The sequence below is a fragment of the Burkholderia sp. AU15512 genome, from assembly GCF_002223325.1.
Taxonomy (GTDB): domain Bacteria; phylum Pseudomonadota; class Gammaproteobacteria; order Burkholderiales; family Burkholderiaceae; genus Burkholderia.
The window spans coordinates 1,948,916-1,962,329 of sequence record NZ_NKEX01000003.1 but is presented as its reverse complement, the minus strand read 5'-3'; the positions used below and the strand labels follow the sequence as shown (position 1 = coordinate 1,962,329).

At 64.9% G+C, this 13,414-nt stretch carries 11 protein-coding genes and 1 tRNA gene; 8 read left to right on the top strand and 4 right to left on the bottom strand.

Annotated elements, in window-relative coordinates; genetic code table 11:
* Positions 1 to 4: 4 nt before the first annotated feature.
* From CFB43_RS11750 to CFB43_RS11735, 4 genes are all read right to left on the bottom strand, one after another.
* The gene (locus CFB43_RS11750) at positions 5 to 805 is read right to left on the bottom strand and encodes a UDP-2,3-diacylglucosamine diphosphatase (RefSeq protein WP_089495139.1); all 801 of its coding nucleotides are present in this window, start codon (positions 803 to 805) and stop codon (positions 5 to 7) included.
* Positions 806 to 828: 23 nt separating this feature from the next.
* A complete protein-coding gene (locus CFB43_RS11745) occupies positions 829 to 1,320 on the bottom strand; it encodes a peptidylprolyl isomerase (RefSeq protein WP_006478428.1) in 492 nt (163 codons plus the stop codon).
* An 88-nt stretch (positions 1,321 to 1,408) separates the two neighbouring features.
* The gene (locus CFB43_RS11740) at positions 1,409 to 1,990 is read right to left on the bottom strand and encodes a peptidylprolyl isomerase (protein WP_011352517.1); all 582 of its coding nucleotides are present in this window, start codon (positions 1,988 to 1,990) and stop codon (positions 1,409 to 1,411) included.
* A gap of 39 nt (positions 1,991 to 2,029) precedes the next feature.
* Entirely contained in the window at positions 2,030 to 2,752 is a 723-nt protein-coding gene (locus CFB43_RS11735) for a tetratricopeptide repeat protein (protein WP_179254818.1), read from the bottom strand.
* A 234-nt stretch (positions 2,753 to 2,986) separates the two neighbouring features.
* Between CFB43_RS11735 and cysS the strand changes: the two genes are divergently transcribed.
* The 8 genes from cysS (at position 2,987) to cyoA (ending at position 13,412) form a co-directional block, all read left to right on the top strand.
* Positions 2,987 to 4,384 (top strand): cysteine--tRNA ligase, encoded by a 1,398-nt coding sequence (cysS, locus tag CFB43_RS11730; RefSeq protein WP_089495137.1) that lies wholly within the window; start codon positions 2,987 to 2,989, stop codon positions 4,382 to 4,384.
* A gap of 43 nt (positions 4,385 to 4,427) precedes the next feature.
* Positions 4,428 to 5,255: a DNA-3-methyladenine glycosylase family protein gene (locus CFB43_RS11725; RefSeq protein WP_089425730.1), complete on the top strand. Its 828-nt coding sequence runs from the start codon at positions 4,428 to 4,430 to the stop codon at positions 5,253 to 5,255.
* Between the two features lie 103 nt (positions 5,256 to 5,358).
* The gene (locus tag CFB43_RS11720) at positions 5,359 to 6,330 is read left to right on the top strand and encodes an acetyl-CoA carboxylase carboxyltransferase subunit alpha (RefSeq protein ID WP_039364696.1); all 972 of its coding nucleotides are present in this window, start codon (positions 5,359 to 5,361) and stop codon (positions 6,328 to 6,330) included.
* 46 nt (positions 6,331 to 6,376) lie between these two features.
* Complete coding sequence (gene tilS / locus CFB43_RS11715) at positions 6,377 to 7,798, top strand: tRNA lysidine(34) synthetase TilS (RefSeq protein WP_089495136.1); 1,422 nt, start codon at positions 6,377 to 6,379, stop codon at positions 7,796 to 7,798.
* Positions 7,799 to 8,141: 343 nt separating this feature from the next.
* A complete protein-coding gene (locus CFB43_RS11710; protein WP_039364692.1) occupies positions 8,142 to 9,395 on the top strand; it encodes an aspartate kinase in 1,254 nt (417 codons plus the stop codon).
* A gap of 110 nt (positions 9,396 to 9,505) precedes the next feature.
* Positions 9,506 to 9,599: transfer RNA gene (locus CFB43_RS11705), tRNA-Ser, on the top strand.
* A 1,120-nt stretch (positions 9,600 to 10,719) separates the two neighbouring features.
* Positions 10,720 to 12,249: a complex I subunit 4 family protein gene (locus CFB43_RS11700; RefSeq protein ID WP_069248321.1), complete on the top strand. Its 1,530-nt coding sequence runs from the start codon at positions 10,720 to 10,722 to the stop codon at positions 12,247 to 12,249.
* 275 nt (positions 12,250 to 12,524) lie between these two features.
* Positions 12,525 to 13,412 (top strand): ubiquinol oxidase subunit II, encoded by an 888-nt coding sequence (gene cyoA / locus CFB43_RS11695; protein WP_089495135.1) that lies wholly within the window; start codon positions 12,525 to 12,527, stop codon positions 13,410 to 13,412.
* Positions 13,413 to 13,414: the final 2 nt, after the last annotated feature.

Genomic DNA, 13,414 nt, shown 5'->3' with positions numbered 1-13,414 from the left:
GGTGTCAGTCGAGCGGCATCGCGTGGATGCCTTCCGCGTCGACGCGCAGGTAGCCGCCGCGCGGCTTGCCGTGGTCGAGATCCCAGTCGGGCAACACCCAGCGGATGCCAGCCGGTTCCATGTGCCGGGCGGGGCGGTGCGTATGGCCGTGAATGATCACGCTTGCGCGGCTTTTCCGGAACAGCGCGGCCACGCCTTCACGCGTGACATCGTAGATCGCCGAAGCAGGGCGCATCCGGCCCGCTTCGCTGTTCGAGCGCATGCGCTGCGCGAGCGCACGGCGCCAACGGAACGGCCAGGCGAGAAACAGCCATTGCGCAGCGCGGTTGCGGGCTAAGCGACGGAATACCTGGTAGCTGCGGTCGGCCGTGCATTGCGCGTCGCCATGTGCGAGCACGATGCGCTGGCCGAACGCCATGATCAGCGAAGGATCGGGCAGCAGCATCGCGCCGGCTGCCTTCATGAAGCGCCGGCCGAGCAGGAAATCGCGGTTGCCGTGCATCACGTAGAGCGCAATGCCGCGCTCCGAGAACGTGTGCATCAGCGCGGCCATGCGGGCTGCGAACGGATCGTCGTCGAGGATGTCGTCGCCGATCCAGTACTCGAACAGGTCGCCGAGGATGAACACCGAGTCGGCGCTGTCGGCGGTGTATTTCACGAAATGCTCGAACGCGGCGACCGTCTTCGGAATCGCTTCGCTCAGGTGCAGATCGGAGAGAAACAGGAACGGGCGTGCGGCTTGCGCGTATTCGCGCTCGCCCGGCACGCCCGCGGAGACGCTTCGCGGCGGACTCTCCTGCAACATCGAAGTGCCTCCGTAACTGCGCGTCAGACCACGACGGCCTTCTCGATCACGACGTCGTCAGTCGGCACGTCCTGGTGGAAACCAGCGTTGCCCGTCTTGACGCCCTTGATCTTGTCGACCACGTCCTGGCCTTCGACGACCTTGCCGAACACCGCGTAGCCCCAGCCTTGCGGCGTCGGCGACGAGTGGTTCAGGAAGTCGTTGTCGTTCACGTTGATGAAGAACTGGGCGGTCGCCGAGTGCGGATCGTTGGTGCGCGCCATCGCGACCGTGTAGTTGTCGTTCTTCAGGCCGTTGTTCGCCTCGTTGTCGATCGGCGCGTCGGTCGGCTTCTGCTTCAGGCCCGGCTCGAAGCCGCCGCCCTGGATCATGAAGCCGTTGATCACGCGATGGAACACGGTGCCGTCGTAGTGGCCCTTCTTCACGTAGTTCAGGAAGTTCTCGACCGTCTTCGGTGCCTTCGCGGCGTCGAGCTCGAGCTTGATCACGCCGTGGTTCGTATGCAGTTCAACCATGATGAATTCCTTCGGTGAGGCGGTTTAAATGGCACGCGGCCGGTCGTGCGACGCGGCCGCGTGAGGCGCCGGACGTGCCGGCAGGTTCTTACTTCGAGACGATGCTGGCCGATTCGATCACGATCGGTTGCGCGGGCACGTCCTGCATCGGGCCGCGCGAGGTCGTCGCGACGCCTTCGATCTTCTTCACGACGTCGAGACCCGACACGACCTTGCCGAACACCGCATAGCCGTTGCCGTCCGGGTTCGGGTAGTCGAGGCCGCTGTTGTCGACCGTGTTGATGAAGAACTGCGCGGTGGCCGAGTTCGGATCGCTCGTGCGTGCCATCGCGATCGTGCCCGTCAGGTTCTTCAGACCATTGCGGCTCTCCAGCGGGATCGGCGCGCGGGTCGGCTTCTCCTCGAAGTTGGTCTTGTAGCCGCCGCCCTGGATCATGAAGCCCTTGATCACGCGATGGAAGATCGTGCCGTTGTACTGGCCGGCCTTCACGTAATCGAGGAAGTTGGCGACGGACTTCGGCGCCTTCTCCGGGTAGAGCTCGACGCGGATGTCGCCCTGCGAGGTCTTCAGCTGCACGACGGGGTGCGCGGTAGCCGATTGCGCGAACGCAGGTGCGGTCGCGGTCGCGAGAAGGGCGGCGCCGCCAAGCGCCAGCAACAGACGTTTCATTGCGATCCTCAGGTTGGGAGGGAAAGAAGGCCGCGCCGCTTATTTCGACGGCGCGACGTACGGCGCCGCCAGTGCGCCTGACGGACCGCTGAACTGGAACGTCGGCGACATCGGCAGCGTGGTGGTGCTCACGTTCGCGGCAGCGCGGTCGGAGTAGTCGCGCGTGGCCGGTGCGGCTGCGCGGGCATTCGGCGCGGCCTTCGGCGGCGACACGATCTTCTGGAGATCGGCAAGGCGCTGCGCGGTCGCGCCGCTCGTGCGGCCGAGCGATTGCGCGCGCTTGTACGACTCGGCCGCGAGGCGCAGGTAGAGATCGCCGAGGTTCTCGTACGCGAGCGAGTAGCCCGGGTTCGATTGCGTCGCCGTGACGAGCGCGGTGCGCGCTTCGTCGTAGCGGCCATGCTTCGCGTAAAGCGCCGCAAGGTTGTTGTACGGCTCGGGCAGTTCGGGGTACGCCTGCGTGATCGCGACGAACTGCTGGATCGCGTCGTCATCGCGGTTCAGGCGGGCCAGCACGGTGCCGCGCTTGAACTGCGCCTGCACGTCGTGCGGATTCGATGCGATGCGCGCGTCGAGCTGCGCGAGCGCCTGCTTCCACTGCTTGCCGGCGATCGACGCGTCGATTTCGGGCGTGCCGTCGGCGGTGGCCGGGGCCTTCTGCGCATGCGCCGCGGGAGCCGCGAAAAGCGTCAGCGCGACGCCCATGACGGTGGTCGCAACGAGGGTCGCAGCGCTCTGCGCGCGGCCGCGATGAGGTTTCATAGGCGTAAATCGGAATGTTATACTCCGAGCCATTCTAACAAAACGTCTGCGCGTTCCGGCGAGCGTCAGACAGTCTTTCTTTGCCTCTCGTGGCCGTCACCGCTGTGCTTGCAGCCTGACCGCCCCATGTGATATCGAGGACGCTCGGCCTGGTGCCGCAGCAGATGGTCCGTCCGTTTCGCATGCTGGGCGAGCTTCGCCAGGGCGGTTTCCTTCGGCTCACGGTTCATCTCTATGGAATCACTGCGCATCTACAACACGCTCGCGCGTGACAAGCAAGTCTTCGTGCCGCGCCAGGCTGGCGAAGTGCGGATGTACGTATGCGGAATCACCGTATACGACTATTGTCACGTGGGCCACGCGCGCATGCTGGTCGTGTTCGACCTCGTCCAGCGCTGGTTGCGTGCGATCGGTTACCGGGTCACGTATGTGCGCAACATTACCGACATCGACGACAAGATCATCCGCCGCGCGGTCGAGAACGGCGAGACGATCAAGTCGCTGACCGACCGGTTCATCGGCGCGATGCACGACGATGAAAGCGCGCTCGGTATCCAGCGGCCCGACATCGAGCCGCGCGCGACCGAGTTCATCCCGCAGATGCTCGGCATGATCGAGACGCTCGAGACGAACGGCTACGCGTACCAGGCGACCGACGGCGACGTCAATTACTCGGTGCGCAAGTTCGCGAACTACGGGAAGCTGTCGGGCAAGTCGCTCGACGACCTGCGCGCGGGCGAGCGCGTCGCCGCGAACGACGCGAAGGAGGATCCGCTCGATTTCGTGCTGTGGAAACGCGCGAAGCCGGAAGATCCGGAAGGCACGTCGTGGGCGTCGAAGTACGGGATGGGGCGCCCGGGCTGGCACATCGAGTGCTCGGCGATGGGCTGCACGCTGCTCGGCGAGCATTTCGACATCCACGGTGGCGGGCAGGATCTGCAATTCCCGCACCACGAGAACGAGATCGCGCAGAGCGAAGGCGCGACCGGCCAGACGTTCGTCAATTACTGGATGCACAACGGCTTCGTGCAGGTCGACAACGAGAAGATGTCGAAATCGCTCGGCAACTTCTTCACGATCCGCGAAGTGCTCGAACGCTACGATGCGGAAGTCATGCGCTTCTTCATCGTGCGCACGCACTACCGTTCGCCGCTCAATTACAGCGACGTGCATCTCGACGATGCGCGCGCGTCGCTCACGCGTCTCTATACCGCGCTGAAAGATGTTGAAGCCGACACGCACGCGCTCGACTGGAACGAGCCGCACGCGCAGCGATTCGCCGCCGCGATGAACGACGACTTCAACACGCCGGTCGCGGTGGCGACGCTGTTCGAGCTGGCGGGCGAGGTGAATCGCACGGGCGACGCATCGCTCGCGCGGCAACTGAAACAGCTGGCGGGCCTGCTCGGCCTGCTGGGCCGCGAACCGCGCGCGTTCCTGCAGCAGGCGTCCGGCGCCGCGCAGGCGGGCGGGCTCGCCGCCGACGAGATCGAAGCGAAGATCGCCGCGCGTGTCGCGGCGAAGCAAGCGAAGGACTATGCCGAAGCGGACCGGATCCGGGCGGAACTGCTCGAGACCGGTATCGCACTTGAAGACAAACCGGGCGGATCGACCGAATGGCGTCGCGTATGAGCGCGGTGCGTTCCACTGACCGATCCGTCAGGTAGGAGGCAAGATGGCAACGGCCAGAAAAGCGCCGGTCAGGCGCGCGACCCCGGTCGCCGCGCGTCCGGCAGCCAAGCGCGTGCCGCCGGCGAAGACGGACGCGACGCGCGCCGTGCCGAACGGCGCGCTCAACGGTCACGCGCAGCCGGCGGCGGTACCGCCGGCCGCCGACGCGGCCCGCAAGGCCCGTGCGTCCGAAGCGGACGGCGAGGAGGTGGTCGTGCGTCCTGCTTACTGGGACAAGGCATGCGCCGACCTCGTCAAGCGCGACCGGATCCTGAAGAAACTGATTCCGAAGTTCGGTCCCGCACACCTCGTGAAGCGCGGCGACCCGTTCGTCACGCTCGCGCGCTCGGTCGTCGGCCAGCAGATTTCGGTGCCGTCCGCGCAGTCGCTGTGGGCGCGCATCGGGGATGCCTGTCCGAAACTCGCGCCGCAGCCGGTGATCCGGCTCGGCGCGGACAAGCTGATCGCGTGCGGGCTGTCGAAGCGCAAGACGGAATACATCCTCGATCTCGCGCAGCATTTCGTGTCGGGCGCGCTGCATGTCGACAAATGGACGTCGATGGACGACGAGGACGTGATCGCGGAACTCACGCAGATCCGCGGCATCAGCCGCTGGACGGCCGAGATGTTCCTGATCTTCAACCTGTCGCGGCCGGACGTCCTGCCGCTCGACGACCCGGGCCTGATCCGCGCGATCAGCGTCAATTACTTCAGCGGGGAACCCGTCACGCGCAGCGAGGCGCGCGAGGTTGCCGCCAACTGGGAACCGTGGCGCACCGTCGCGACCTGGTATATGTGGCGCAGCCTCGATGCGCCCGACGCCGACGCCTGAGTGGCGGCTATCGGGTTTTAAACATCAATAGTTGAGAGCCGGTTTTGAGCGTCGCCCGCGCGGGTAGAATACGCGCTGCCGCAAGACCCAAGGATTCGAACACATGAAGACCACGTTTCTGGATTTCGAACAGCCGATCGCCGAACTCGAGGCCAAGATCGAAGAGCTGCGATTCGTGCAGGACGACTCGGCTGTCGACATTTCGGAAGAAATCGAGCGGTTGTCGAAGAAAAGCCAGCAACTGACGAAAGACCTCTACGCGAACCTGTCGCCGTGGCAGGTCTCGCAGATCGCGCGGCATCCGCAGCGTCCGTACACGCTCGATTACGTTGCGGAACTGTTTACCGATTTTCACGAGCTGCACGGCGACCGCGCATTCGCGGACGACGTGTCGATCGTCGGCGGGCTCGCGCGCTTCGGCGGCCATCCGTGCATGGTGATCGGTCACCAGAAGGGCCGTGACACGAAGGAGCGCGCCGCGCGCAACTTCGGGATGCCGCGTCCGGAAGGCTATCGCAAGGCCGAACGCCTGATGCGTCTCGCCGAGAAGTTCGGTCTGCCGATCTTCACGTTCGTCGACACGCCGGGCGCATACCCGGGCATCGGCGCGGAAGAGCGCGGCCAGTCGGAGGCGATCGGCCGCAACCTTTACGTGATGGCCGAGCTGAAGACGCCGATCATCACGACGGTGATCGGCGAGGGCGGTTCGGGCGGCGCGCTCGCGATCGCGGTGGCCGACACGGTGATGATGCTGCAATTCTCGACCTACTCGGTGATCTCGCCGGAAGGCTGCGCGTCGATCCTGTGGAAGAGCGCCGCGAAGGCGCCGGAAGCAGCCGAAGCGCTGGGCCTGACCGCGCACCGCCTGAAGGCGCTCGGCCTGATCGACAAGATCATCAACGAGCCGCTCGGCGGCGCGCATCGCGATCCGAAGGGCATGGCTGCGCTGCTGCGCCGTGCACTGGCCGATTCGCTGCGCCAGTTCCAGGGGATGAGCATCGATGCGCTGCGCGAGCGTCGCTTCGAGCGCCTGATGGCCTACGGCAAGTTCAAGGAAACCACGCCGGGCGCATGACCGGCTGCGTCCTGCAATCGCGCGCCGCTGCGCGCGCGTTCCCGTCGTGATTCCGCCCACCGAATTCTCCGCCGATCGCGTCGTTCTCGACGCGGTCGGCGTTGCGCTTTCCGGCATGCCGCCCGATGCACGCATCGCGATCGCGTACAGCGGCGGCCTCGACTCGACGGTGCTGCTCGATGCGGCCGTGCGCGTCGCGGGCGCGTCGCGCTGCGTCGCGCTGCACGTGCATCACGGGCTGAGTGCGAATGCCGACGCGTGGGTGGCGCATGCCGAGGCAAGCGCCGCAGGGCTCGGTGTCGCGTTCGAATCGATGCGCGTCGACGTGCCGCGCGACAGCGGCCTCGGTGTCGAGGCAACGGCGCGCGAGCGGCGCTATGCGGCGCTCGACGAGATGTGCGAGCGCCACGGCGCGGCCGCGCTGTGGCTCGCGCAGCATGCGGACGACCAGGCCGAGACGGTGTTGCTGCAGTTGTTGCGCGGCGCGGGGATCGCGGGGCTTGCCGCCATGGCGCCGCGTTACCGCCCTGACGGCGTGAGCGTCGAGCGGGTGCGCCCGCTGCTGCGACTGTTGCGTGCGCAACTCGAGCGCTATGCGACGCAGCGCGACCTGGCATGGATCGACGACGAATCGAACAACGACACGCGATACGCGCGCAATGCGCTGCGCATCGACGTGCTGCCGGCGCTGGCCGTGCATTTCCCGGGCTTTCGCGACGCGCTCGGCCGTGCGGCCCAGCATGCGGCGGCTGCGCAGCGACTGCTCGACGATCTGGCCGAACTCGACTTCGCCGTTGCCGCGCGCGATGACGGGCAGGCACTGTCGCGCGACGCATTGGTCGCGTTCGACGACACGCGCGGCGCGAACCTGCTGCGCTTCTGGATGCGCCGGCTCGGTTTGCCGGGTGCGTCGGCTGCCCGGCTCGCCAACATGATGCGGCAGTTGCGTGCCACGCATGTCGCCCATGCGCTGCGCGTCGATCACGCGGGGCAATGCCTGCGCCTGTATCGCGATGTCGTCTACTGGGAAGCGGGCGACAGCAGCGAACCGGCCGATGATGGCACCGGGAGCCTGCATCCGGAAGTGATGCTCGCGTGGGACGGGCAGGACGTCTGGCACCTGCCGGGGTGGCGCGGCACGTTCGTGTTCGCGCCGGCCGATGCGGGAAGCGCCGACGCGGTGCCGGAGGCGCTGCTGCGCGGCGCGCGGCTGGCGGCGCGTGCCCGCGCGGGCGGTGAGCGGATGCGCACGTCGCCGGGCGGCCCGGGCCGTACGCTGAAGAACCTGTTCCAGGAGCGTGGCGTGCCGGCCTGGCAGCGCGACGTGCCGCTGCTGTTCGCTGGCGATTTGCTGATCTTCGTGCCGCGCCTCGGCGTGAATCGCGATGCCGGCTTGTCCGGCGGCGGGGCGCCCGGTGGCGGCGCGTGGCGCCGGATCGAGTGGCGTCCCGACTTGCTGATCGCATAGCGGCGGCGGCCCGCCTGACGGCGCGATGGCACGCGCATTTTCACCATTTGGTAAACAGCGCCGGAACGGCCCCGGACGCCGCGCGCGGCTTGTCAAGCGGGCCTCTATCGGGTACGCTCGGTCGTTTGCTCGGCTCGATTTTTGAGCGATTTGTGCAGGTTTTCCGCGTGACGTACCCGGTTTGCGCGGCCTGATCGGCCTTCCGGGCAAAATCCGTCACGCTTGCGTGTTGCGTCCCAGCCGTCCCCCTCGTCGTCCGTCCACAGCCACAAGCCGCGTGACCGAACGGCTACGCGGCCTGCCCAGCGCGCCCGTGCGGTTTCTCCTCCAGTTCAGAACGACAATGGCACTCATCGTACACAAATACGGCGGCACTTCGATGGGCTCGGTCGAGCGCATCAAGAACGTCGCGAAACGCGTCGCAAAATGGCATCAGGCCGGGCACCAGATGGTGGTCGTGCCGTCGGCGATGTCCGGCGAAACCAACCGTCTGCTCGGTCTTGCGAAAGAGATTTCGAGCCAGCCGAGCCCGCGCGAGCTCGACATGATCGCGTCGACCGGCGAGCAGGTCAGCGTCGGCCTGCTGTCGATCGCGCTGCAGGAAATCGGCGTCGAGGCCGTGAGCTACGCCGGCTGGCAAGTGCCGATCAAGACGGACAGCGCGTTCACGAAAGCGCGCATTCACTCGATCGACGACGAACGCGTGAAGGCCGATCTGAATGCAGGCAAGGTCGTGATCATCACGGGCTTCCAGGGCGTCGATCCGGACGGCCACATCACGACGCTGGGCCGTGGCGGCTCGGATACGTCGGCGGTGGCGGTCGCGGCTGCGCTGGGTGCCGAAGAGTGCCTGATTTATACGGACGTCGATGGCGTCTACACGACCGATCCGCGCGTCGTCGAAGAGGCGCGACGCCTCGATCGCGTGACGTTCGAGGAAATGCTGGAAATGGCCAGCCTCGGCTCGAAGGTCCTGCAGATCCGCTCGGTCGAATTCGCCGGCAAATACCAGGTGAAGACGCGTGTGCTGTCGAGCCTGACCGATCCGCTGATTGCGCTCGACGAAGAAATGCGCTCGGGCACCCTGATTACTTTTGAAGAAGACGAGACCATGGAAAAGGCAGTCATTTCCGGCATCGCGTTCCAGCGCGACGAAGCACGCATTGCTGTGATGGGCGTGCCCGACAAGCCGGGCATCGCGTATCAGATCCTCGGCCCGGTCGCAGATGCGAACGTCGACGTCGACATGATCATCCAGAACCAGAGCGTCCAGGGTAAGACCGACTTCACGTTCACGGTCGGCCGCGGCGACTACCAGAAGGCGATGGACATCCTCACCAATCAGGTGAAGGGCCACGTGAGCGCCGAGCACGTGCAGGGCGACCCGAAGGTGTCGAAGGTGTCGGTCGTCGGCGTCGGCATGCGTTCGCACGTGGGCGTCGCGAGCAAGATGTTCCGCACGCTGTCGGAAGAGGGCATCAACATCCAGATGATCTCGACGTCCGAAATCAAGATTTCGGTGCTGATCGACGAGAAATACATGGAGCTGGCCGTCCGCGCGCTGCACAAGGCATTCGAACTCGACCAGGCATCGTGAATTTTTCGTGATGCATTGAAGAAAATGCATCACGGAAATTGACGCGCGGTTCGAAACCCTATATTATTTCGTTCTCGTCGCACTGCCTCCCTGGTGCGAGCGAAAGTTTGGGAGACGTGGCCGAGAGGTCGAAGGCACTCCCCTGCTAAGGGAGCATCTGGGCCAAAACCTGGATCGAGGGTTCGAATCCCTCCGTCTCCGCCAAAAGCGGTGACAAAGCCCCGCAAGTTCTCGGACTTGCGGGGCTTTTTCTTTTTCGGGCGCCGCGGAGCGCCTGGTGCGGGATGTGGCTGGGATTCTTCGCCGGTGGATTCGGGCGGGGCCGGCAGTGTCCGATGCGTGTTTGGCTTGGCTTGAGCGGCACGACATGTCGCTTGTCGTTTGACGCGATTCAAGGTGTCGCTTTCAGCAAGCCCGCATCCCGTTCTGACCATCCTCGTTCATCGCTCGTCGACGGATTTGTCGGCAACCACGCGCCGTTACGCACGGCCAACACAGCTAGCGGCATACGCGAGTCGACAGCATGTATGTGTACGGCAAGCGTCAGCAGATCACGCGCAGGTACCCGACGATCATCGCGCAGCGTGTCGCGATGGAGCAGGGCAACGTTGCCGCTCGCGCTCGATCCGTTCCTTGCGTTTGACACGCACGCCGCGCCGCAGGATGTCGCGCATACCCTAGATGCGCGGTCACAACGCCCGCATCGAAGTCGGCGCAGCCCGCCGCGAGCGGCATGATCGAGGCTAGCCGATGCCGCGCGTGGAAGCCGCTTCCTCCAATTTCCTCCGCAACACGGCCGTCATCACGCGATGAAGATGCGCATGCGGGCCGCCTGAGTCATCAGCGATCGCGCTCGGGAACATGAAGGCGAGGTGAGGGCAACCATTCCCTCGACTTGCGTCGAGCAAGGCTGAATGAAATTAAAATGAAAGCATATTTGTAAGAATTGAGAGCTGTACACGCGCTGCCTTGGCGACCGCCAATTATCGCGCTCGGACCCTTTGAAATAGGCCGCCTGAGTCAAAAATGCGGCACTGCGTCGATTTTCGCGATCGATCTGATCGGGAAATACAAAAAATTACACATAAAAATCAAGGGCATAGATCTGAGATGAAAATCAATGCTCTGCTGCGCTGCAGAAAATAATCAATCGCCTTATGCTGGTTAACCCGATCGCATTTGAGCGGCGTCAAGTTTTCCGGTGATGCCGCTTTACATTTTGCCAACGCTGGCGATTCACGAAATCTACCTGTCGATTTGATTTCGTTCCTTTCGTCTCGCCTGTCCCCGATGCAGTGCGCGACTTCATCAAGGCCTTGTTGACATGCATGATTTCCCCTTCCTGAGCCTGGCTATCTGGGCTCCGATCCTGTTCGGCGCGTGCCTGCTGCGCGCCGGTTCCGACCATCATCCGCGCCGTACGCGGCTGATCGCGCTCGTCGGCGCGCTGGTGGGGCTTGCGGCGGTCGTGCCGCTGGTTGCCGGTTTCGACGCGCACTCGGCCGCGATGCAGTTCGTCGAAAGCCGCAACTGGCTGGCGGCATTCAATTCCGGATGGCGGGTCGGCATCGACGGCGCGTCGCTGTGGCTCGTCGTGCTGACCGCGTTCACGACGCTCGTGGTGGTGGTGGCGTCGTGGGAGTCGGTCACGGTACGCGTCGCGCAGTACTACGCGTCGTTCCTGATCCTGTCGGGGCTGATGGTCGGCGTGTTCGTCGCACAGGACGGGCTGCTGTTCTTCATCTTCTTCGAGGCGACGCTGATCCCGCTTTACCTGCTGATCGGCACGTGGGGGCGCGAGCGTCGCGTGTACGCGGCCGTGAAGTTCTTCTTCATCTCGTTCGCCGGCTCGCTGCTGCTGCTGATGGCGATGCTGTACCTGTACGCGCAGTCGCATACGTTCGACATGGCCGTATGGCGCACGCTGCAGCTCGGCTTCGCGCCGCAGTTGCTGGTGTTCCTCGGCTTCTTCGCCGCCTTCGCGGTCAAGGTGCCGATGTGGCCGGTCCACACGTGGCTGAGCGACGTCTACACCGACGGCCCGACCGGCGCCGCGCTGATGCTCGCGATGCTCAAGCTCGGCGGGTATGGGTTCCTGCGCTTCGCGCTGCCGGTCACGCCCGATGCGAGCCACTTCTTCGCGCCGGCCGTGATCGCGCTGTCGCTGTTCGCGATCGTCTACGCGAGCCTGATCGCGCTCGCGCAGACCGATCTCGGCAAGCTCCTCGCGTATTCGACGGTCGCGCACATGGGGATCGTCACGCTCGGGCTGTTCCTGTTCAACCGGATCGGCGTCGAAGGCGCGATCGTCCAGCTCGTGTCGTACGGCTTCGTCGCGGGCGCGATGCTGTTGTGCGTGAACGTGCTCGTCGATCGCACGAAGCAGCGCGAGATTGCCGCTTACGGCGGCGTCGCGGGCGTGATGCCGCGCTTCGCGACCTTCACGGTGCTGTTCGCGATGGCCAACGTCGGCCTGCCGGGCACGTCGGGCTTCGTCGGCGAGTTCATGGTCATCATGGGCGCGATCCGCTTCAACTTCTGGATCGGCGCAATCGCGGCGCTGACGCTGATCCTCAGCGCGTCGTACACGCTGTGGATGCTCAAGCGCGTCGTGTTCGGCAAGGTCGCGAGCCAGCGGATCGCGAAGCTCGCCGACCTGAACCGTCGCGAGATCGTGATGTTCGCGTCGCTCGCACTCGTGGTGCTGGCGGTCGGCATCGATCCGAAGCCGTTCACCGACGCGATCGATCCGACCGTCGGACGCCTGATCGAAGACGCGAGTCATTCGAAGCTGCCGACAGGGGACGGCCCTGCGCAGCCGCAGCCGTCGTACATGGCATCGACGCGCGGCTGATCGCGGCACGTCGCACGGAGTGGGGTGCACCGCACGGCGGTGCGGTCGTTGCGCGCGCATCGATTCCGTCGCGATCCGGCGCACGCCGCGCCGGCCGGCTTCCGGCTGCGTGAAATTGCCCCGCGACAATCTGTCTCACGGCAGTTTCTGCAATGATGATTTTCCGCATTAGCTGGTTTTTCATCGCACTCGCGCGACGTATGATTCGGCCACTTTCGTGGATCGAATGCGCATCGGGCATACGCAAACGGATTCAATGACCCTCGGGCTGTGTGATGAAAAGAAAAGCTTCAAAAGGCGGAGTGGCGCTGATGTCGATCGGCGCGGCTTTGAGCCTGTCAGGCTGTAATTTAGATGTACTAAATCCGAAAGGAAGCGTGGGCGCTGCCGAAAAGGCGCTGATCGCGACGTCCACCTGGGCGATGCTGATCGTCGTCGTGCCGGTGATCCTGCTCACGCTGTGGTTCGCGTGGCGTTACCGCGCGTCGAACCGCACGGCCACCTACGCGCCGAACTGGTCGCACTCGACCGCGATCGAGGTCGTGATCTGGACGGTGCCGACGCTGATCATCCTGTTCCTCGGCGTGCTCACGTGGAAGACCACGCACGAGCTCGACCCGTACAAGCCGCTCGAGTCGTCGGTGAAGCCGATCGACGTCGAGGTCGTCGCGCTCGACTGGAAGTGGCTGTTCATCTATCCGGAACTCGGCATCGCGTCGGTGAACCAGCTCGCGATTCCGGTCGGCACGCCGGTGAACTTCCGCATCACGTCGGATTCGGTGATGAACTCGTTCTTCATCCCGCAGCTCGGCGGCCAGGTTTACGCGATGGCCGGCATGCAGACGCGCCTGCACCTGATCGCCGACGAGCCCGGCAACTATGCGGGCACGTCCGCCAACTTCAGCGGCCGCGGCTTCTCCGACATGAAGTTCCGCACGCTCGCCGAGCCGCGCGAACAGTTCGATGCATGGGTGCAAAAGGTGAAGGCGTCGCCGGACCGGCTCGACGCGACCGTGTACGGCACCGTCGCGCAGCCGAGCGAGAAGGCGCCCGTGCGCTACTTCTCGTCGGTCGATCCGCGGCTCTTCCACAACATCATCGCGAAATACAACGATGGCCACGTCCTCGACCTGAAGGACGCCGCCTGCGGCACGAAGGGGTAACG